We start from the raw sequence: 20,434 nt of genomic DNA, 5'->3' as shown, positions 1-20,434 counted from the left end.
TAACGCGTGTTATCGCACCTCCAGGCGCACCATGGCCCTTCCCGCAATATTGACGCTGGGCGCCAGTTATCCTGCTGAAATGCGCCCTCGCTACTCGTCCCTCGCCCCTATGAGCTATTCGCTAAACGAGCCGTAACCACGCAGCCGCTTGTAGCGCTGGTCGAGCAGGTCCTTGACCGGCATGGCTTCGAGTTCGTCGAGCTGGTTGAGCAGCACGGCTTTCAGGCGTACGGCCATCGATTGCGGATTGCGGTGTGCGCCGCCCAGCGGCTCGCGCACGACCTTGTCGACCAGGCCCAGCTCCAGCAGGCGCGGTGCGGTCAGACCCAGCGCCTCGGCGGCGTCCTTGGCCTTTTCGGCGCTCTTCCAGAGGATGGAGGCACAGCCCTCCGGCGAGATCACCGAATAGGTCGAGTATTGCAGCATGACCGTGCGATCGCCCACACCGATAGCCAGCGCACCGCCGGAGCCGCCTTCGCCGATGACCGTGCAGACGATCGGCACCTTCAGCTCGGCCATTTCCAGCAGGTTGCGGGCGATCGCCTCGCTCTGGCCGCGCTCTTCGGCGCCCACGCCGGGGTAGGCGCCGGGGGTGTCGATCAGGGTGAGCAGGGGCAGGCCGAAGCGCTCGGCCATCTTCATCAGACGCAGCGCCTTGCGATAGCCCTCTGGGCGCGGCATGCCGAAATTGCGGCGCACCTTGCCCTTGGTGTCGCGGGCTTTCTGGTGTCCGATGATCATCACCGGCCGGCCGTTGATGCGCCCCAGGCCGCCGACGATGGCAGCATCGTCGGCGAAGGCGCGATCGCCGGCCAGTTCGTGAAACTCCTCGCAGATCACGCCGATGTAGTCGAGCGTGTACGGGCGGCCGGGGTGACGCGATAGCTGGGTGATCTGCCACGGCGTCAGATTGCGGAAGATCTCGGCTGTCTTGGTCTTGAGCTTCTCGCGCAGGCGGCCGACCTCTTCCTCGATGTTGAACGCCTGCCCGTGACTGGCGTGGCGAAGCTCTTCTATCTTCGCGTCCAGCTCGGCGATGGGTTGTTCGAAATCAAGGAAGTTCGGGTTCATTCGTGGGTGTTTATGGCACAGAAGCGGGCAAGTATAGCTGGGCAGGGCCGTTTCGCGAGAACGCCCCCGTACGGTGGTCGTGCGCTAAGGGCTAACCGTCCTGGGTCTTCACGATTCTCAGCCGCGCAGCTTCTACCCCCGGCATCGCCCGGATGGCCCGCAGCAGCTCCGGGATGGCGTCCACGCACCAATCCTGGCCGAGGTCCAGATCTGCCTGGGCGGTCTGGTTGTGGTAGCCGTGCAGGCGCACCGGAGTGCGGCCGGCTTGGCGGAAGCCCGAGAGCGCCTGGCGCAGATCGCTGACAAAGTTTGGGCCAATGCCGTTCAGCTTGACCTGCAGCAGGCGGGCATAGCGTCGGCAGGCATCGCCCAGGGAGTAGGCAGTGCGGGCGCGGAGCTGGAACCCGCCGCCGGAGAAATCGTCGATGCGCAGGCCGCCTTCGACCACCAGCATCTGGTCCCGCGTCAGCAGCGGGGCCACCTGCTGGTAAAGCTCGCCGAAGAAGCTGACCTCGATGATGCCGGTGGCATCCTCCAGGCGTACGAAGGCGTCGCTGTCGCCGCGTTTGCGGATGCCGGTGACCATGCCGGCGACGGTCCAGGGAGTATCCGGGCCGCGGCGGAAACGGTTTTCTTCGCCATCGCTCTTGCGTGGCTTGGGCGGCTGATAGCGTTCGGCGATCTCGCCCAGGGGGCAGGTCGAAAGCTGGGCCAGCTCTTCGCGCCAAGGATCGGTAGGATGGCCCGACAGATAATGGCCGAGGGTATCGCGCTCGCCCTGGAGTCGCTGCTCCAGGGGCCAATCGGGGACGGTCGGCAGGTCGATCTGCACCACGGGAGCGGCCGACTCGGCCATGGCCCCGAACATGTCGTTCTGGCCCGATTGCTTGTCGCGCAGGTGTTGTTCGGCGGCCTTGATCGCGTTGGGCAACTGCGCCATCAGGCTGGCGCGATTGGGAGCTAAGGCGTCCAGCGAGCCGGACAGGATCAGCGCTTCGAGCACGCGCCGATTGAGCTTGGTCGGATCGACGCGGCGGCAGAAGTCGGCCAGGTCCTTGTAGGGGCCGCCGCGGCGGCATTCCTCGACGATGGCTTCGCACGCGCCTTGGCCGACACCCTTGATCGCCCCCAGGCCATAGCGAATGGTCCGGGCGCCTTGGCGTCCCGAGGAGGAGGGCTGGGTGGATTCCACGGCGACGAACATGAAATCCGAGGCGTTGACGTCCGGTGGCAAGATGGTCAGGCCGATCGCACGCGATTCGTCGAGGAAGGTCACCGCCTTATCGGTGTTGTCCATGTCCGACGAGATCGTCGCGGCCATGAACTCGGCAGGGTAGTGCGCCTTCAGCCAGGCGGTCTGGTACGAGACCAGCGCATAGGCCGCTGCGTGCGACTTGTTGAAGCCGTAGCCGGCGAACTTCTCCATCACGTCGAAGATCTGGTCGGCCTTGTCGCTGCCCACCCCGTCCTTGGCGGCGCCTTCGCGGAACTTGGCGCGCTCCTTGGCCATTTCCTCGACTTTCTTCTTACCCATCGCGCGGCGCAGCAGGTCGGCGCCGCCGAGCGAATAGCCGCCGACGATCTGCGCCATCTGCATCACCTGCTCCTGATAGACCATGATGCCGTAGGTCTCTTTCAGGACAGGTTCGACGCGAGGGTCGGGATATTCGACTTGTTCGCGACCGTGCTTACGCGCCACGAAGCTGGGAATCAGGTCCATCGGACCAGGACGGTACAGCGCGCCCAGTGCGATGAGATCTTCGAAGCGGTCCGCCTTGGCGTCCTTGAGCATGCGCTGCATGCCTGCCGATTCGAACTGGAAGATCGCGACCGTCTGGGCTTTCTTGAATACCTCGTCGTAGGTGTACGCGTCGTCCAGGGGGAGCGCGGAAATATCCAGCGGCTCCTCGCCGGTCTTCGCGCGACGCTGGTTGATCGCCTTCACCGCCCAGTCGATGATGGTCAGCGTACGCAAGCCGAGGAAGTCGAACTTCACCAGGCCGACCGCTTCGACATCGTCCTTGTCGTACTGCGTCACCACGCCGCCGCCGCCCGGTTCGCAATACAGCGGTGCGAAGTCGGTCAGCGGTGTCGGCGCGATCACTACGCCACCGGCGTGCTTGCCGGCATTGCGGGTCAGGCTTTCGAGCTTGAGCGCCAGGTCGATCAGCGTGCGCGCTTCCTCGTCCTGCTCGTAAAGCTCGCAGAACTCCTTGACGACACGCTCGGGTTCTTTCTGCGCTTTTTCGCTGCGGCCCAACGCGCATTGCAGCGTCAGATCGAGCGGGCGCGCGGGAATCAGCTTGGCGATCTTGTCGACCGCGTTGTAGCCCATGCCGAGTACGCGACCGGAGTCGCGCAGCACCGCCTTGGCCGCCATCGAGCCGTAGGTGATGATCTGACTGACGTGGTCGCGGCCGTATTTACGCGCGACATAGTCGATCACCTCGTCGCGGCGATCCATGCAGAAGTCGATGTCGAAGTCCGGCATCGAAACGCGTTCGGGGTTCAGGAATCGCTCGAACAGCAGATTGAACTGCAAGGGATCGAGATCGGTGATCTTGAGCACCCAGGCGACCAGCGAACCGGCGCCCGAACCGCGCCCCGGGCCGACGGGAATGCCGTTTTGCTTACCCCAGTTGATGAAGTCCGACACGATCAGGAAGTAGCCAGGGAAGCCCATCTCGATGATGACGTCCAGCTCGCGTTCCAGGCGCGCCTCGTAGTCGGCTAGCGTGTGACCTTCGGCGAGCGGCGCATGCGCCAGGCGTTCCTTCAGGCCTTCGCGGGCGATTTCGCGGATATAGCTGGCCAGGTCGTGGCCTTCGGGTACCGGGAAATCCGGCAGATAGTACTTGCCGAAGCTCAGCTCCAGGTTGCAGCGCTTGGCCAGTTCGACGGTGTTTTCCAGCGCTTCCGGGATATCGGCGAACAGCGTGGCCATCTCGCCCGGTGTTTTGACGTATTGCTCTTCGCTGTAATCGCGCGGGCGCTTCGGATCGGCAAGCACGCGGCCCTGATGGATGCATACGCGCGCTTCGTGCGCCTCGAAATCGTCGCGCTTGAGGAAGCGGACGTCGTTGCTGGCGACCACCGGCAGGTTCAGCTGCGCAGCCAGACCGAGCGCGGCGGCGTTCCAGCTTTCTTCGCCCTCGCGGCCGCAGCGGGTCAGTTCCAGGTACAGGCGATCGGGGAACAGTCGCAGCAGCGGTTGCATTGAGCCGGCCGCCGCGTCCGTGCCCTGGTTGACCGCGATGCGACCGGCTGCGCTTTCGCGTCCGAGCAGGGCGATCAGCCCATGAGTGCTTTGCGCAGTCAGCCAGGCGGCGTCCACCAGCGCTTTGCCGTTGTGCTGGCCATCGCGCCAGGCGCGCGAGATCAACCGCGAGAGATTGAGATAACCCTCGCGGTTCTGGCACAGCACGGTCAATCGCCAGGGGCGCGGGTCGTCCGGCGCGCTCACCCAGAGGTCGCAGCCGCCGATCGGTTTGATGCCAGCCGCTGTGCACGCCTTGTAGAACTTCACCAGGGCGAACATGTTGCTTTCGTCGGTCAGCGCGACCGCGGGAATACCTTCGCGCACGCAAGCGGCGACCAGCGCCTTGATGCGGATGGTCGAGTCGACCAGCGAGTATTCGCTGTGCAAATGGAGATGAGCGAAGCTGACGGACATGGCGTGCACGCGAGATAGGTGTCCAGCCTACCGGCGCGGTCTGGAGGGGGCAAGAATTGACATTGCCCGAATCTCAGGAAGCCGAAGGCGAGGCGGCCGGCGTGACGGGCGTCGCGCCCCAGCAGGCGGTCTCGTAACGATTGCGGCCATGCGTCTTGGCGCGGTACAGCGCCTGGTCTGCCTGTTCCAGCAACGTCACCGCATCGCCCGCGTCGGTGCAGACACGGCCGGCAATGCCGATGCTTACGCTGACGCGGCCGAGCGGACTTTGCGGATGAGGAATGTCGATGCGCGCGATCGCATCGATCAGCCTTTCGGCTATCCCGATGGCTGCGGGTTCAGGCGTGGCGGGCAGCACGATGGCGAACTCCTCGCCACCGTAACGGGCGACCAGCCCTTGCGGGGCTGTCACATTGGCCGCCAGTACCGTGGCGACCTTGATGAGGCATTCGTCGCCAGCGAGATGGCCCTGGCTGTCGTTGAACTGCTTGAAGAAATCGATATCGACCATCAGCAACGCGCAGGGCCGGCCCTGGCGCGCGCTGTCCCAGCATATCGCGGGCAGGCGCGTATCGAGCAGGCTGCGATTAGCGATGCCGGTGAGCGGGTCACGTCCTACCTGTTGCTGCAGCCGCTGGTTGTTGAGTTGGGCGACGCGCTGCATATCCTGGCTACGGCTTTGGATGAAGGCGACACGCAAGGCATAGAGCAGCACCGAAGCGGTCGCCGCGAGCATGCCCAACCCGTAGCTCAGGCGCGATACGCTGATTGCCAGCAAGAGGACGGCCAGCGAAATGGCTACCGGTGCGAATGAACCGATGGTTTGGGCCAGTCGCCGTGACGGGCGGTAACGACGCAGCCAGCGCGGTGTCGGCCGCGCGACGGCCAGGGCCAGCGCCACATAGGCGATACCGATCAACGGTATGCTCCACGACGGTAATCCGGCGAGTTCGATGCGGTTGTAAATGGCTGCGGCGATCGCGTTAAGCCACAGGAACAGCGCGGCGCAGAGATAGAAATAGCGGCCCTGCGCGCTACGTATGCCGAGCAAGCGCAGGCTCGCCAGGATCGCCAGGGTGAAATCGATCGCATCGGCATGGTGGATGATGATGTAGATCTCCGCCGCCTGCGGTCCGCCCCCGCCAATGATGCGGAACACCAGGGCACACAGCAGGATCGCCACGACCATTGAAAGCGCTAGGTCCAAGGCAAGCACCGCCTTGGGTTCGCGCCGGTCGAACGAGCGGGCGATCATCAGCATGCTCGGGATCATATACAGCCCCGACAAGGTGACGCCCAGCGTCGTCAGCCAGCCGTGCGGATCGCCCAGTACCTGCGCCATCAGGTTGGTCGAGGCCCACAGCACCTGCATTCCCAGCGATAGCGCGAGCAGCAGCCACAGGGCGCGGATGGGCGTGGCATCGTGGCGGTATCGCACACTGATGACCGCCAGTGCCACACACTGGATCGCGATGAACAGGCAGCGGGCGGACACGGCCTCGGCCGCCAGGCCATGCACGGCCAGCGCTGCCTGAACAGCCAACAGAATCGGTGCTAACCAGACCAGTCGCACGGTGCGGCTCCCCCTGAAAGCTGCGTCGGAACGAGACGGTCCCCCTTTGGACTACATGCTAGCGCCAAATACTTCCCTGACCGCCTTCTTACAACTTTTTTCGGACTAGTACTGGTTGCCAGGTCCGGCGTCGGCTGGCATCGTTCATCGTTTCGCGCCGCCATTCCGCGGCGCCGCTTCGAGGAATGCCGATGTCGTTGGTTCGTTCGTTGTTTGCGGTCAAACCGGTCGAAATGTCGCTGTCGTCCGATAATGCGCTGCGCCGTACTCTGGGGCTTACCCAACTGGTCGTACTTGGCGTCGGTGCGGTCATCGGCGCAGGCATTTTCGTGATTACCGGGCAGGCCGCAGCCGAACACGCCGGGCCGGCGCTGATTCTTTCCTTCGTACTGGCCGGTTTGGCAGCAGCGCTGGCGGGACTGAGCTACGCCGAGTTCGCCGCCATGCTGCCGGTTTCCGGCAGCGCCTATGTCTACGCCTATGCCACCTTCGGTGAGTTGTTGGCCTGGTTCATCGGCTGGAACGTGGTGGCCGAGTATCTGCTTGCGGTGTCTTCGGTGGCTGTGGGCTGGTCCGGCTACGCCGTGGGCCTGCTGCACAGCATCGGCATTCATGTGCCGGCCGCGCTGGCCGATGCGCCGGTCAGCTTCAAGGACGGGCACCTGCAGCTTACGGGGGCCTTGTTGAACCTGCCGGCATTGCTGATCGTCGCGGCGCTGACGTTGCTGCTCTATCGGGGCACTCGCCAGTCGACCTGGTTCGCAAGCACGGTGGTGGTATTGAAGGTGCTGGTGGTGCTGCTGTTCGTGTTGTTTGGCGTGCAATACGTCGATCCTTCGTTATGGCACCCGTTCGTGCCGGCCAACCAGGGCGGCGATCATTACGGCTGGTCGGGTGTGTTCCGAGCGGCAACCAGCGTGTTCTTCGCCTATATCGGCTTCGATGCGGTAGCGACGGCAGCGCAGGAAACGCGCAACCCGCAGTTCAACGTGCCGGCAGGCATCCTCATCTCGCTGACCATCTGTACTGTGCTGTACATCATTGTTGCAGGCGTGCTGACCGGGCTGGTGCCTTACGTGCAGCTGGGGACGGCCGAGCCCGTTGCCACGGCGCTCGCAGCGCATCCGGCGTTGGCATGGTTGAAGGTTCTCATCCAGATCGGTGCCGTAGCGGGCCTGACCTCGGTGATCCTGGTCATGCACATGGGACTGGCGCGCATCCTCTACACCATGGCCGGCGACGGCCTGCTGCCGCGTTTCTTCAGCGCGGTGCACGACCAGCACAACACCCCGCATCGCACGACCCTGCTGGTCGGTGTCATCGGCGGCGTGCTGGCAGCCGTGTTTCCGCTCAACCTGCTGGGCGACCTGCTTTCCATGGGCACCTTGCTCGCCTTTGCGACGGTCTGCCTCGGCGTGCTGGTACTTCGCCGCACGCATCCGCATTTGCGGCGCGGGTTCCGTGTGCCGGCCGCGCCGGTGGTATGCACCCTCGGCGTGGCCGTGTGCCTGTTCCTGCTCGCACAGATGAGCCTTCCCAACTGGGCGCTGCTGGCCGGATGGACCGCGATCGGCATGTTCATTTATGCGATCTATGGCTACCGCCACAGCCGGTTGCGCGAGCGTTGAGACTTCATCTCAGCCAATGCGGAAACGCTGGTTATCGTTGTTCAATTCGATGTAATGCTCGAAATGTTCCACCACCAGGGGCTTGCGATCGTAGTCCTTGTGGGTGGACTCGAGCGACGTGGTCGAAGCCGGATTGTCTTGGGTAACGGACGTATCGGTGGCAGGTGCCAGGGGCGAGCGATCGGGCGTCATGGCGGAACTCCTGCGTCGAGAATAAACGCGTTGGGTGCCAATCAATCGATGTGTCGGCAAAGACTGCCGTGACAGCGTCCGTGCGGATTGCCGCGGGCCAGCGGGCGGGCTTGCAGGCTCAGATGCGGCGGCGGACAGAAAGGTTGCATCCAGCCTCTGGTCCGACGGCAAGATTTTACGGCAAGTGACGAGTGCTTCGCGCGGGCCAAACGGCAGGGGGGAGTTGGTGCGTTTGATGCTTATGCCGGAATTTCTGCGGGCAACGCGAACAGGTCGGCGGTGACACCCGACAAGGAAGATGGATCGAGCAGGTCGCGCACAGGCGCGAAGCTGCGTCGGTGAGCTTCGCAGGGCCCGAGTCGGTTCAATGCTTCGAAGTGTTCCGGCACGCTATAGCCTTTGTGCCGTGCAAAGCCGTAGCCTGGATAGCGAGCATCCAGTTCCACCATATGACGATCGCGGCTGACTTTGGCGATGATCGATGCGGCGCAGATTGCCGGCTCGCTCGCATCGCCGCCGACGATCGCGCGTGCGGGACAAGGCAGCTGCTTGGGCAGCCGATTGCCATCGATCAGCGCATAGCCGGGTGTTGCGTGCAGACCGAGCAGCGCGCGCGTCATGCCCTGCATGGTGGCCTGGAAGATATTGATGCGATCGATCTCTTCGCGTTCCACGAAGATCACGCTCCAGGCCAGCGCGCGCTCGACGATGCGCGCATAGAGCGTTTCGCGCCGTGCTTCATTGAGTTGCTTGGAATCGTTCAAGCCACGAATCGGTCGCGAGCCGTCGAGAATCACGGCGGCGACGACGACCGGACCGGCCAAGGGGCCTCGCCCAGCCTCATCGACGCCCGCCACAAGCAGGGAAGGATCGAGATCGGTGACGGTACGGCGCTTTCGTGGCATGGGGGTTATGGTGGATGGGCGGAGCGGGTAGGTCAATGCGTAGGAATGACAGGAGTAGGGGGCAAGGTAAGTGCGTGTCGTCGGTGTGGACTCACTCTTCGCTCCTGTTCGCTCTCTTCTTATCCCGGGCGATCGATCAACTCGGCAATCGCCTCAGCGGCACGATCCGCCGCCTGGCCATCGAGCTCGCCGCGCAACTGCTGGTGCAGGAACTCGAACGCCGCCACGATCTGGCCACGTCGCTCGCTGTCCTGCAAAAGATCGAGCGTGGCCGCGGCGAGTTTTTCCGCGGTGCAGTCGTCCTGCATCAACTCCGGTACCAGTAAAGCCTGACCAAGGCCGCAGGCACGTGCCAGGATATTGGGCAATGCATACACATCGGTCTTGAGCATGTTCAGCGCGCGTGCGATGCGATAGCTGATCGGCGAAACGCGGTAGCCGACCACCATCGGACGCTTGGAAAGCATGGCCTCGAGCGTGGCAGTACCGGATGCGAGCAAGACGATGTCCGCCGCCAGCATTGCCTCATGGGCGTGTCCGTCGAGCAGCAATGGCGCAGACTCTCGGTCGTGCCAAGTGGCAAGCAGGCTCTGCAATTGTTCGCGCACGCGCACGTTAGCCGCGGGGACGACGATGCGTAGTCCGGGCACAGCCTGTGCCACGCGCCGTGCTGCGTCGAGGAAGACATGGCCCAGGCGTGCCAGCTCGGACGGGCGGCTGCCGGGCAGTACGGCGAGGACTGGCACGTGCTGCGACAGCCCTAGCACTTCGCGTGCACCGGTACGGTCGGAGACCAAGGCGAAGCGATCGGCGAGCGGATGACCGACGAAACGCGCGTCGACGCCGTGCCTGCCATAAATCGGCGGCTCCATCGGAAACAGACAAAGCACGCGATCGGCGCTGTGGCCAATTTTTTCGGCGCGTTTTTCACGCCAAGCCCAGACTGAAGGGCTGACGTAATGCACAGTACGCAGGCCTGCGGTTTTTAGCCGCTGTTCCACACCGAGGTTGAAGTCCGGCGCATCGATCCCGACCACAACGTCCGGCCGCGCCGCCAGCAGGCGTGCAACCAGCGCTTTGCGCAGTTTGAGCAGTCGTGGCAGATGCTTGACCACTTCGGCAAAACCCATGACCGACAGTTCGCGAATGTCGTACCAGGAATCGAACCCCTGGGCATGCATACGCGTACCGCCAATGCCGACAAAGCGCGCCCGTGGGTAACGCTCGCGCAACGCGCCGATCAAATCGGCGCCGAGTTGGTCGCCGGAATCCTCGCCGGCGATCAGTGCAATGAGCGGAGCTTCGGGCAGCGTGCCGGACATGGTCGGTTCAACGCGCCAGCGCGCGGTCGCTGCGATCCAGGAAATCCAGCATCTCGCGCACGTCGCCGCTTTCTTCGGCGAGTTCGACGAGCTGTTCGCGTGCGTCGTTCAAGGTCAGGCCGGCCATGTACAGCGTGCGGTAGGCGCGCTTGATCGCCGCGATGCGAGTCGGGTCGAAACCGCGCCTTTTCAAACCTTCGCTGTTGATGCCGCGCGGGCGCCCACGCTGTTCGTTGGCCATCATCACGAACGGCGGGACGTCGGAGCCGACCAGGCAGCCCATGCCGATGAACGCATGCGCCCCGACCTTGCAGAACTGATGCACGCCGGAGAAGCCGGACATGATGACCCAGTCGCCGATCTCCACATGCCCGGCTAACGCCGAGTAATTGGAAAACACGGTGTTGTTGCCGATCTGGCAGTCGTGCGCGACGTGGACGTAGGCCAGCAGCCAGTTGTCGTTGCCTATCCGGGTGACGCCGCCACCGTCGCCCGTGCCACGATTGATGGTGACGAATTCGCGGATCAGGTTACGGTCGCCGATCACCAGTTCGGTGCGCTCGCCGGCGAATTTCTTGTCCTGCGGCGCGCCACCCAGCGAAGCGAACTGGCTGATGCGATTTTGCTTACCGATGCGCGTGGGGCCTTCGATCACCACGTGGGGACCGATCGTCGTGCCCTCGCCGATTTCCACATCGGCGCCGATGACGCTGTAGGCACCGACGGTGACGTCGGCGCCGATCTTGGCGGATGGATCGATCTGCGCGGTCGGATGAATCATTTTTCGGCCCTCGCCGCGCACATCAGTTCGCAGCTGGCCACTTCCTTGCCGTCGACCAGCGCCTTGGCTTCGAACAGTCCCATGCTGCGCAACAGACGCTTGAGGCTGACCTCCATGCGCAACTGGTCGCCCGGTTTGACGATGGCATTGAAGCGTGCGTTATCGACCTTGGCGAGGTAGAACAGCGGACTGCCGGTATTGCCTTTCAAGCGGCTGCTGATCTGCGTGAGCAGGCCGGCGGTCTGCGCCATGGCCTCGACGATCAGCACGCCCGGCATCACCGGATGCCCCGGGAAATGGCCCTGGAAGAACGGTTCGTTGATCGTCACGTTTTTCAGTGCGACCACGCTCTTGTCCGGCACCAGTTCGATCACCCGATCGACCAGCAGGAACGGGTAGCGGTGCGGCAGCAACTGCTGTATCTGCTCCACGTTGACCGGCAGGTGGAAGGGCACGGTGTTGTCAGTCATTGTTACTGTCCTTCTCCAGCGCCGAAAGTCGACGCGCAAACTCATCAAGGTGCTTGAAACGGGCGGCGTTCCGACGCCACAGGCGGTTTTCCTGCAAAGGCACGCCCGACGAATATTCCCCTGGCTCGCGGATGGAATGCGTCACCAGACTCTTGGCGGTAATGGTAACCCGGTCGGCGAGCTCAAGATGTCCAAGCACCCCGGCATTGCCGCCGATCATGCAGTAACGACCGATCTTGGCGCTGCCGGCTACGGCGGCGCAGCCGGCCATGGCGGTGTGCGCGCCAATATGCACGTTATGTGCGATCTGAATCTGATTATCCAGGCGTACGTCTTCTTCAAGCACGGTATCTTCCAGCGCGCCGCGGTCGATTGTGGTATTCGCGCCAATTTCACAATCGTCGCCGATCCGCACGCCACCGAGCTGGGGCAGCTTGATCCAGTGGTCGCGGTCGAAGGCCAGGCCGAAGCCGTCCGAGCCAATGACTGCGCCCGGGTGCACGATTACGCGCTTGCCCAAGGTGACCCGTGTCACCAGGGTGACGCGGGCGACCAGGCGCGATTGGGCCCCGATCACGCAGCCCGCACCCACGATGCAATGCGGCCCGAGCACGGCGCCTTCCTCGATGGCTGCGTCGGCTTCAATGACGCAGCAAGGACCGATGCTTGCCGTGGGCGCCACGCGCGCGGAAGGATGCACCACCGCGCTGGCGTGGATGCCGGCAGGCGAGGCAGGGAGCCGCTCGAACAACGCGGCGATCTTGGCGTAAGCCACATAGGGATCGCGTGCCACCAAGGCGGCGGTCGGGCACTCGGCCAGGTTTTCTTCGCGCAGCACCACGACACCCGCGTGGGTAGTCGTCAGCTGCGCGCTGTATTTGCTGTTGGAGAGAAAGCTCAACTGGCTACTGCTCGCACCGGCCAGTGTGCCGACACCGTCGATGACGCGCGCGCCGTCGCCGTGAAAGGTCAGGCCGAAACGCTCGGCGATCTCCGCGACGGTGTGGTGGGCTGCGCTCATGAGGTTCTCCGGGACCAGTGGGCTATTGTAGGGCAAGCGGCTGTTTAGGCCGACTTCTGTCGGCTTCAGGCGGGCCTGACTATCTTGAACGAGCGGCTTTGGCTGCGGCGGGGCGGTCGCATCTACGTGATCGCACCCGGTAACCGGGCAAGAAAAAAGCCGGACAAGCCGGCTTTTTTCAAACCACCCGACGGAAACGTCAGAACTGGCTGCCGAAGGTGAACTGAATGCGCTCTTCGTAGTGACGATCTTCTTCCTTGGAACGGATCGGCACGGCGAAGTTGATGATCAGCGGGCCGATCGGCGCCTGCCACTGCAGCGACAAGCCGGTCGATGCACGCAAATCGCTGGCGTTGAAGGCGCTGTAGCTCTGATACACATTGCCGACGTCGACGAACCAGGAAACGCGAGCGGTGTTGACATCCTTGAGGAACGGCAACGGCAGGTAGACCTGCGCCGTGCCCAGTACCTTGAATGCGCCACCGATGGGCTGGGCGAAGGTGTAGAGGCTATTTGAGCAGGTTCCATCCTTGTTCGGCTTGCTGACCTGGCCGGGTGTGTAAGGCACGCAGAGCTTCGGGCCCAGGGTGTTGTCCTGGAAACCACGCACGTCGCGCACACCGCCGGAGAAGTAGTTTTCCCAGAAGGGGAAGCTGATTGGCTGTCCCTTCTCGTTAGCACCGAACGTATTTGAATAGGTCTGGTTGCCATAGGTATCGCCGTAGCCCACCTGGCCGTCCAGGTACAGCACGAAGCCACGACCGATCGGCCAGTAATGGTTGGCTTCCAGATCGAGCTTGTAGAACTGCACGGTGGAGCCGGGCAGGGCGATATTGGTGTTGACCGACATCAGGCCGCCGCGCGTCGGCGCCCAGTAGCCGTTACGGGTATCGTGGGTCCAGCCCAGCTGACCGGTCCAGGAATGGATGGTCTTGTGGCCTAGCGCGTTCTGGTAGTCGATCAGCTCCTGAGGCGAGAACTGCGAGGTGACGATCTGGCCGGTGGTAGGGTCGATCTGGTCGATCTGCAGGTTGATCTTGTTGCTGTTCAGGCCGAGGCCGGCGCGGATGTTGTCCGTTTCGGTGATCGGGAAGTTCAGGAACGTGGTGAACGACTTCTGGCTCGTGGTGTAGTTCACGAAGTCGTTGTTCGTATCGCCGTAGTCGGTTCGCGTGAACGCCGCCGTATAGCCGATACCGATGTTGTTATCCGTCAGGTACGGGTTGTAATAGCTCGCACTGATACTGGTGGAGTAGTCGCTGCGCTGTGCGCCGACGGTGAAGCTGTCGCCGGTACCCAGGAAGTTGTTCTGCGAGACCGAGGCCGACAGGATGATGCCGGAGAACTGCGAGTAGCCCACGCCGAACATCAGGCTACCGGCGGACTGTTCTTCCACCTTATAGGTCAGATCGACCTGGTCTTCGGTGCCGGGCACCAGGGCCTTGTCGACATCGACCTTCTTGAAATAACCCAGGCGTTGCAGACGGATCTTCGAACGGTCGATCGCCGGCTGCGAGTACCAGCTGCCTTCGAGCTGGCGCAGTTCGCGGCGCATCACGTCGTCTTCGGTGCGGGTATTGCCCTGGAACACCACACGACGCACGTAAACGCGCTTGCCCGGCTCGATATAGAAGGTCAGGTCGACGGTACGGTTGTCCTTGTCCAGCTTCGGCACCGGCGTGACCTTGGCGAAGGCGTAGCCGATGCTGGCCAGGATGCCCTTGATGGCATCGGAGCTGTTCTCGATCGCCTTGCGATTGAAGGTCTCGTCCTTGTGCACAAAGATCAGCTGGCGCAGCGTGTCTTCGGGCAGGATCAACTGGCCAAGCAGGTGGATGTCGGAGATCTTGTAGATCTCGCCTTCCTTGATGCTGGCGGTGAGATACATAGCGCGCTTGTCCGGCGCGATGGTGACCTGGGTCGAATCGACGCCGAAGTCTGCATAGCCGCGATCCATGTAGTAGGACTGCAGCTTTTCCAGGTCGCCGCTGAGCTTTTCGCGCGAGTACTGGTCGTCCTTGGAGTACCAAGACAGCCAGTTGGTGGTGTCGGACTCGAAGGTCTTGCGGATTGCCTTGTCGGTAAACGCGGTATTGCCGACGATGTTGATCGCCTTGATCTTGGCCGCCTTGCCTTCGCGGATTTCGATATCCACGCTGACGCGGTTGCGGTCGAGGTAAGTGACGTGTGGCTCGACCGACACGTTGTACTTGCCGCGGTTGTAGTACTGGCGGATCAGTTCTTGCTGCACGCGGTCGAGCGAGAGGCGGTCGAAGGTTTCGCCTTCGGACAGGCCGATCTCCTTCAAGCCCTTGCGCAGATCGTCTTCCTTGATGTCCTTGTTGCCGCGCAGGTTCAGTTTGGCGATCGAGGGACGCTCCATCACCTTGATCACCAGGATGTCGCCCTGGCGCTCCATTTCCACGTCACTGAAGAACTTGGTCTGGTACAACGCACGGATCGCACGTTGCGCTCCTTCGTTGGTCAGTCGTTCGCCCTTGTTGATCGGCAGGTAGTTGAAGACGGTCCCGGGCGTGATGCGGCTAAGCCCGTCGATACGAATATCGGAAACGACGAACGGCTCGAACGCGAGCGCATTGGCAGAGAGTGTGGCAAGCAGGATCAGAGCGGCGATACGCTTCATCGTCGATTCCGTTGGGTTATTCCGACGAAGCGAGCACAAGGCCCGCTTCGCTGATTCGGTGAAGCGCGGGATACCCCTTGCCTCGAGTACTTCCCGCACCCCTAACGGATGCGGCATATAGCCTTGCAACGCACCGTGCCGCTTTCGGGACGACGCATGGCTCCGCCGCACAGCTTGCCGGTTCCAGGCGTTCCCCTGCGCTGGCCCAAGCCGCTTGCGTCACGAAGGCAGGATGATGCGGTGAATATCGTTGTAGAACGCCAGTCCCATCATGGTGAGCAGCAAGGCGAGGCCGACGTATTGTCCGGCCATCATCGTGCGCTCACTGACAGGGCTGCCTTTGACCAACTCAATAAGGTAATACAGCAGGTGGCCCCCGTCCAAGACGGGGATAGGCAGCAGGTTGATGATCGCCAGGCTCAGCGAGACCAGGCCGAGGAACTCGAGGAAGGGCGTCAGGCCCTGGCCGGCCATCTGATTGGCGACCTGGGCGATGCCCACCACGCCGGACAGATTCTTGGTCGAAGCCTCGCCGGTGATCAGCTTGGCGATCATGTTGAACGTGGCGGCTGTACGGTCCCAGGTGGACCTGAGCGATTCGCCCAACGCGCGTACTGGCCCGAAATGCTGCACCACCTGCTCCATCGGCATGGGCGCCACGCCGATGACCCAGCCCGCCGGCTGGCCTTGCAGCGATTTGAAGCGGGCAGTCACCACGATCGGCGGCAACACCTTGCCGTCGCGCTCGACCGCGACACTCAGTCGCGGCGACTTCGTCGCCTCGGCAGGAATGAGTTTCTGGAAGTCCAGCCAGTCACCGATCGGCTGACCGTTGACGCTGAGGATGCGATCGCCGCCCTGCAGGCCGGCTGCCGCAGCCGCTTCGCCCTCGGTCACCTTGCCGATCGCCGCTGTCGGCGGTGCCAGGGAAAGGCCGAGCTTGCCCATGTATTGAACAATGTCCTGTCCGGGTGGCAGCTTGTTCAGCGGCAGCACCACGGTACGTTGGGCGCCATCTGTGCCGCGCACGAGCAGTGGTAGCGGTTCACGGCCGAGCAGGCCATTGGCGACCGCTTCCATGGCGTCGCTGATGGTGTCCACGGGCTTGCCATCCACTTCGAGCACGCGATCGCCGTTGCGAATGCCGGCTTCGGCAGCCAGCGTCTGCGGCGTAGCGCTGACCACCGGCGCATAATCCGGCTTGCCCAGCATGAACATCGCCCAGAACGCGAACACGGTGAAGATCAGGTTGAAGCCGGGGCCGGCAGCGACAATGGCGATGCGTTTCCACACCGACTTGGCGGTGAACTCTTGATCGCGCAGCTCTGGATCGACTTCGCCCTCGCGGGCGTCGAGCATCTTGACGTAGCCGCCGAGCGGAATCGCGGCGATTTGATACTCCGTGCCGTCCTTGCCGATGCGCCGCCAGATCGGCGTGCCGAAGCCGACCGAAAAACGCAGCACCTTGACGCCGCAGCGTCGCGCGACCCAGTAATGGCCAAACTCGTGGAAGGTCACCAGTACGCCGAGCGTGACCAGTAGCCAAAATACCGAGCCGAAGAAGGGATTCATCAAAAGGAACGTGTCCGCAGGGGCCTTAAGCTTATCAGCAAGCGCAGCGGAGCACCCGCCGGGCGACCTCTCGGGCCATCCGGTCGCGCTCCACTAGCGACTGGACATCGACCACATCCGCACGCGGCAGTTCCATAAGTACGCTTTCGACCAGATCGGGGATCGAAAGGAAAGGCAGGCCGCCGGCCAGGAAGGCCTCTACCGCCACTTCGTTGGCTGCGTTCAGTATCGCCGGCGCGTCCCCGCCGGCACGCAAGGCCTGATAGGCCAGCGCAAGGCAGCGGAAGGTCGCCAGATCCGGCTTTTCGAAGACCAGCGCGCCGCTGGCCGCCAGATCCAACACGGACACTCCAGCGTCGACCCGGGTCGGCCAAGCCAGGGCATGGGCGATTGCCGTGCGCATGTCCGGGTTGCCGAGCTGGGCCAGCACCGAGCCGTCCAGGTACTCCACCAGCGAATGAACCAGGCTCTGCGGGTGCACCAGCACGTCGATGCGATCGACCGGCGCGCCAAACAGATAGTGCGCCTCAATGACCTCCAGACCCTTGTTCATCAAGGTGGCCGAATCGACCGAAATCTTCCGGCCCATCGACCACTTGGGGTGCTTGCAGGCCTCGTCGGGCGTCACACCGGCGAGTTCGGCTCGCGTTCGACCGCGGAACGGTCCGCCCGAGGCGGTCAGGATCAGCTTGCGCACGCCGCTGGCCTCCAGGTCGGGTCGACCGCCCGGCAAGCACTGGAAGATCGCGTTGTGCTCAGAGTCGACGGGGATCAGCTCACCGCCACCCTCGGCCAGCGCGCGCAGCAACAGCTCGCCGGCCATGACGATCGACTCTTTGTTCGCCAGCAGCAGGCGCTTGCCCGAGCGGGCCGCGGCCAGGCTCGAATCCAGTCCGGCGGCACCGACGATGGCTGCTACGACGGTATCGCACAACGGGCCGGCGGCTGCCGCGGTCAGGGCGTCGTGGCCGCTGGCGACCTCGCAGTGCACGCCCGCGGCGCGCAGGCGTTGCGCCAGTTGACCCTCCAGCGCCGGATCGGCGATGACTGCCAGCTCGGGCCGATGGGTCGCACACAGTGCCGCCAGCCCATCCACATTGCGTTGCGCGGTCAGTACCGTGGCGCGGAAGCGATCGGGATGGCGCGCAATCACATCCAGCGTGCTGCCGCCGATCGAGCCGGTAGCACCGAGTACGGCGATCTTGCGGACAGGGGGGGTCATAGGCCGAGCAGGAACTTGCCCGCCGCAAACACCGGCAAGGCGGCAAAAACGCTGTCCAGGCGGTCGAGCAGGCCGCCGTGGCCGGGAAACAGGCGGCCGGAGTCCTTTACCGCGGCGTGGCGCTTCATGAGGCTTTCCAACAGGTCGCCGACAATCGATGCGACGACGGTAAACAGAGATAGCACGACCAGGCAGCCGAGCTTGACGCCGCTAACGCCCAGTAGGTTTCCACCGATACCGGCGACCAGCGCGCCGCCAACCAGCGCCCCATAGACACCCGCCCAGGTCTTGCCTGGGCTGATCGTCGGCGCCAGTTTGCGCTTGCCGAACAGGCGGCCACTGAAATAAGCGCCGATATCGGCGGCCCAGACGATGGCCAGGGCGAGGAAGACCCACCAGTGGCCGTGCGGTTCGTCGCGCCGGATCATCAATGCCGCCACCCAGGCCGGGAAGACGATCAACGCACCGGCGGCCAGCTTGAGCAACCGGTTCTCGCGTGTGGGTGCCGCGCCAAAGGCGAAGTGGCGCAGCCACAGGCAGGCCACGATCCACCAGAGCAGGCCCACGATAACGATGGCCGGCCAGGCGGCGCTGTCGCGCAGCCACCACAGCCCGACGAAGATAGCCGCCGAGGCCGCCAGCAGGGCGAAGCGCAGCCCGACATGGACGATGCCGCAAAGGCTGGTCCATTCCCACAGGGCGGCGAGGAAGGCGATGGCCACCAGCGGAGCGAAGATGGCCGTCGGCGGCCACAAGATCAATAGCAGCGCGAAGGGAAAGAGCAGCAGGGCGGTTATGACTCGCTGAAGCATGAGGTCCTCGTCAGCCCTTGGCGACCTGGTCGCCGGTGCGGCCGAACCGGCGCTCGCGCCGGGCGTAGTCATCGATGGCTTGTTGCAGGCTGGCCTGGTCGAAATCCGGCCAGAGCGTATCGGTGAAATACAGCTCGGCATACGCGAGCTGCCACAACAGGAAGTTGCTGACTCGGAATTCGCCGCCGGTACGGATGAACAGGTCCAGCGGCGGCAGGTCCGCGAGGCAGGCCCAATGGCCGAACAGGGCTTCGTCGATATCCTCGGGGCGTATTTCTCCGCGCGCCACCGCTTCGCTGGCCTTGCGTGCTGCCTGCACGATGTCCCAGCGCCCGCCGTAGTTGACCGCGATATTCAGCTGCAGCCGTGTATTGCCGGCGGTACGCGACATCGCCACGTTCATGCGCTGGCGGAGCCCCGGCTCGAAGGCTTCCAGATCGCCGACGAAGCGCACACGGATCTGCTGCTCGTGCAATTCGTCCATTTCCTTGTCGAGCGCCTTGACGAACAACTCCATGAGCGCGCCGACTTCGTCTTCCGGGCGGTTCCAGTTTTCGCTGGAGAACGCGAACAAGGTCAGCGCCGAGACGCCCTGGCGGATACAGCCTTCGATCGCTTCGCGCACGGATTTGCGGCCAGCATTGTGGCCGAAAGTACGCGGGCGATGGCGTGCCTTGGCCCAGCGGCCGTTGCCGTCCATCACGATGGCGATGTGGCGCGGAATAGCGCTGGGCTTGGAATCAGTCATGAATATGCAAGGGCGAAACCGTGCTGCCTTCTTCTCAATGAGCGAGGCCGCTTGAGCGCGGATGAAGGGCGGGCGTGCGCCTTGATGCGATTTTCGGTGCACTTCCCGATGGATGGATTATGCAGGATGTCCGCCTGCCGACGTGGCGGCAGGCGGACAAGACGATGGCTTTAGACAGCCATCAGCTCCTGTTCCTTGTGCTTGACCACCTCGTCCACTTCCTTGACGAAACGATCGGTCAGCTTCTGGATGTCTTCCTCGGCACGACGTTCGTCGTCCTCGGTGATCTCGTTCTTCTTCTGCAGGTCCTTGACCTGTTGCAGCGCATCACGGCGCACATTGCGGATCGCGATCTTCGCGTTCTCGCCTTCGTGAGCCACGTGCTTGGCAAGTTCACGACGGCGCTCTTCGGTGAGCGGCGGCAGGTTCAGGCGGATGACCGTGCCGGCGGTGGTCGGCGTAATGCCGATATCCGAACCCAGAATAGCCTTTTCGATCGGAGCGACCAGCGTCTTGTCGAAAGGCGTGATGACGATGGAGCGAGCATCGCCCAGGCTCACCGAAGCGACCTGGTTAAGCGGCATGTCCGAGCCATAGGCCGGTACGCGCAGGTTATCCACCAGCGAGGTGCTGGCGCGACCGGTGCGCAGGCGGGTCAGGTCGTGCTTGAGCGAGTCGATGCTCTTGCCCATGCGGGTCTGGGCATCGTTCTTGATGTCATTGAGCATGGGTGTCACCCTGTAAACGTGCAAGCGGTTAAGTATAGCAGGGGCGGACGATGGGGCGTGGCGTCGGCGGGG

At 63.5% G+C, this 20,434-nt stretch carries 16 protein-coding genes; 1 reads left to right on the top strand and 15 read right to left on the bottom strand.

The window, feature by feature from the left end:
* Positions 1-114: 114 nt before the first annotated feature.
* From VIM98_RS13500 to VIM98_RS13490, 3 genes are all read right to left on the bottom strand, one after another.
* Positions 115-1,071: an acetyl-CoA carboxylase carboxyltransferase subunit alpha gene (locus VIM98_RS13500; RefSeq protein ID WP_331993635.1), complete on the bottom strand. Its 957-nt coding sequence runs from the start codon at positions 1,069-1,071 to the stop codon at positions 115-117.
* Between the two features lie 91 nt (positions 1,072-1,162).
* Positions 1,163-4,744, bottom strand: coding sequence for a DNA polymerase III subunit alpha (gene dnaE / locus VIM98_RS13495; RefSeq protein ID WP_331993634.1), 3,582 nt, complete (start codon positions 4,742-4,744; stop codon positions 1,163-1,165).
* Positions 4,745-4,817: 73 nt separating this feature from the next.
* The gene (locus VIM98_RS13490) at positions 4,818-6,317 is read right to left on the bottom strand and encodes a GGDEF domain-containing protein (RefSeq protein WP_331993633.1); all 1,500 of its coding nucleotides are present in this window, start codon (positions 6,315-6,317) and stop codon (positions 4,818-4,820) included.
* A gap of 191 nt (positions 6,318-6,508) precedes the next feature.
* On the opposite strand from VIM98_RS13490, the gene VIM98_RS13485 reads away from it, so the two are divergent.
* Positions 6,509-7,945: an amino acid permease gene (locus VIM98_RS13485; RefSeq protein WP_331993632.1), complete on the top strand. Its 1,437-nt coding sequence runs from the start codon at positions 6,509-6,511 to the stop codon at positions 7,943-7,945.
* Positions 7,946-7,954: 9 nt separating this feature from the next.
* Here the strand turns inward: VIM98_RS13485 and VIM98_RS13480 are convergent, their stop codons facing one another.
* The 12 genes from VIM98_RS13480 to frr form a co-directional block, all read right to left on the bottom strand.
* Positions 7,955-8,137: a hypothetical protein gene (locus VIM98_RS13480; RefSeq protein WP_331993631.1), complete on the bottom strand. Its 183-nt coding sequence runs from the start codon at positions 8,135-8,137 to the stop codon at positions 7,955-7,957.
* A 239-nt stretch (positions 8,138-8,376) separates the two neighbouring features.
* Positions 8,377-9,042: a ribonuclease HII gene (gene rnhB, locus VIM98_RS13475; protein ID WP_331993630.1), complete on the bottom strand. Its 666-nt coding sequence runs from the start codon at positions 9,040-9,042 to the stop codon at positions 8,377-8,379.
* A 119-nt stretch (positions 9,043-9,161) separates the two neighbouring features.
* The gene (gene lpxB / locus VIM98_RS13470) at positions 9,162-10,364 is read right to left on the bottom strand and encodes a lipid-A-disaccharide synthase (RefSeq protein ID WP_331993629.1); all 1,203 of its coding nucleotides are present in this window, start codon (positions 10,362-10,364) and stop codon (positions 9,162-9,164) included.
* Positions 10,365-10,371: 7 nt separating this feature from the next.
* Positions 10,372-11,145, bottom strand: a complete 774-nt coding sequence (lpxA, locus tag VIM98_RS13465; protein ID WP_331993628.1) for an acyl-ACP--UDP-N-acetylglucosamine O-acyltransferase — start codon at positions 11,143-11,145, stop codon at positions 10,372-10,374.
* On the bottom strand, positions 11,142-11,615 hold the full coding sequence (gene fabZ, locus VIM98_RS13460; RefSeq protein WP_331993627.1) for a 3-hydroxyacyl-ACP dehydratase FabZ: 474 nt from the start codon (positions 11,613-11,615) through the stop codon (positions 11,142-11,144). The genes lpxA and fabZ overlap by 4 nt, the downstream gene beginning before the upstream one ends.
* On the bottom strand, positions 11,608-12,636 hold the full coding sequence (lpxD, locus tag VIM98_RS13455) for a UDP-3-O-(3-hydroxymyristoyl)glucosamine N-acyltransferase (RefSeq protein ID WP_331993626.1): 1,029 nt from the start codon (positions 12,634-12,636) through the stop codon (positions 11,608-11,610). Before lpxD ends, fabZ begins: the two co-directional genes overlap by 8 nt.
* 199 nt (positions 12,637-12,835) lie before the next feature.
* Positions 12,836-15,280, bottom strand: a complete 2,445-nt coding sequence (gene bamA, locus VIM98_RS13450) for an outer membrane protein assembly factor BamA (protein ID WP_331993625.1) — start codon at positions 15,278-15,280, stop codon at positions 12,836-12,838.
* A 219-nt stretch (positions 15,281-15,499) separates the two neighbouring features.
* Positions 15,500-16,852, bottom strand: a complete 1,353-nt coding sequence (gene rseP / locus VIM98_RS13445) for an RIP metalloprotease RseP (protein ID WP_331993624.1) — start codon at positions 16,850-16,852, stop codon at positions 15,500-15,502.
* Positions 16,853-16,886: 34 nt separating this feature from the next.
* On the bottom strand, positions 16,887-18,074 hold the full coding sequence (locus tag VIM98_RS13440; protein WP_331993623.1) for a 1-deoxy-D-xylulose-5-phosphate reductoisomerase: 1,188 nt from the start codon (positions 18,072-18,074) through the stop codon (positions 16,887-16,889).
* Positions 18,071-18,886: a phosphatidate cytidylyltransferase gene (locus tag VIM98_RS13435; protein WP_331993622.1), complete on the bottom strand. Its 816-nt coding sequence runs from the start codon at positions 18,884-18,886 to the stop codon at positions 18,071-18,073. Before VIM98_RS13435 ends, VIM98_RS13440 begins: the two co-directional genes overlap by 4 nt.
* Positions 18,887-18,896: 10 nt before the next feature.
* Complete coding sequence (gene uppS / locus VIM98_RS13430; protein ID WP_331993621.1) at positions 18,897-19,634, bottom strand: polyprenyl diphosphate synthase; 738 nt, start codon at positions 19,632-19,634, stop codon at positions 18,897-18,899.
* Between the two features lie 170 nt (positions 19,635-19,804).
* Positions 19,805-20,362 (bottom strand): ribosome recycling factor, encoded by a 558-nt coding sequence (gene frr / locus VIM98_RS13425; RefSeq protein ID WP_331993620.1) that lies wholly within the window; start codon positions 20,360-20,362, stop codon positions 19,805-19,807.
* Positions 20,363-20,434 lie beyond the last annotated feature (72 nt).

The sequence above is a fragment of the Dyella sp. genome (genome assembly GCF_036568765.1).
Taxonomy (GTDB): Bacteria; Pseudomonadota; Gammaproteobacteria; order Xanthomonadales; family Rhodanobacteraceae; genus GSA-30.
The sequence above is the reverse complement of the archived record's forward strand: the minus strand, read 5'-3'. Positions and strand labels throughout refer to the sequence as shown.

Bases quoted from the DNA above. Each gene is read 5' to 3' on its own strand.
- VIM98_RS13500 (WP_331993635.1), bottom strand. From the start codon at position 1,071: ATGAACCCGAACTTCCTTGATTTCGAACAACCCATCGCCGAGCTGGAC.
- dnaE (WP_331993634.1), bottom strand. From the start codon at position 4,744: ATGTCCGTCAGCTTCGCTCATCTCCATTTGCACAGCGAATACTCGCTG.
- VIM98_RS13485 (WP_331993632.1), top strand. From the start codon at position 6,509: ATGTCGTTGGTTCGTTCGTTGTTTGCGGTCAAACCGGTCGAAATGTCG.
- VIM98_RS13480 (WP_331993631.1), bottom strand. From the start codon at position 8,137: ATGACGCCCGATCGCTCGCCCCTGGCACCTGCCACCGATACGTCCGTT.
- rnhB (WP_331993630.1), bottom strand. From the start codon at position 9,042: ATGCCACGAAAGCGCCGTACCGTCACCGATCTCGATCCTTCCCTGCTT.
- lpxB (WP_331993629.1), bottom strand. From the start codon at position 10,364: ATGTCCGGCACGCTGCCCGAAGCTCCGCTCATTGCACTGATCGCCGGC.
- lpxA (WP_331993628.1), bottom strand. From the start codon at position 11,145: ATGATTCATCCGACCGCGCAGATCGATCCATCCGCCAAGATCGGCGCC.
- fabZ (WP_331993627.1), bottom strand. From the start codon at position 11,615: ATGACTGACAACACCGTGCCCTTCCACCTGCCGGTCAACGTGGAGCAG.
- lpxD (WP_331993626.1), bottom strand. From the start codon at position 12,636: ATGAGCGCAGCCCACCACACCGTCGCGGAGATCGCCGAGCGTTTCGGC.
- bamA (WP_331993625.1), bottom strand. From the start codon at position 15,280: ATGAAGCGTATCGCCGCTCTGATCCTGCTTGCCACACTCTCTGCCAAT.
- rseP (WP_331993624.1), bottom strand. From the start codon at position 16,852: ATGAATCCCTTCTTCGGCTCGGTATTTTGGCTACTGGTCACGCTCGGC.
- VIM98_RS13440 (WP_331993623.1), bottom strand. From the start codon at position 18,074: ATGACCCCCCCTGTCCGCAAGATCGCCGTACTCGGTGCTACCGGCTCG.
- VIM98_RS13435 (WP_331993622.1), bottom strand. From the start codon at position 18,886: ATGCTTCAGCGAGTCATAACCGCCCTGCTGCTCTTTCCCTTCGCGCTG.
- uppS (WP_331993621.1), bottom strand. From the start codon at position 19,634: ATGACTGATTCCAAGCCCAGCGCTATTCCGCGCCACATCGCCATCGTG.
- frr (WP_331993620.1), bottom strand. From the start codon at position 20,362: ATGCTCAATGACATCAAGAACGATGCCCAGACCCGCATGGGCAAGAGC.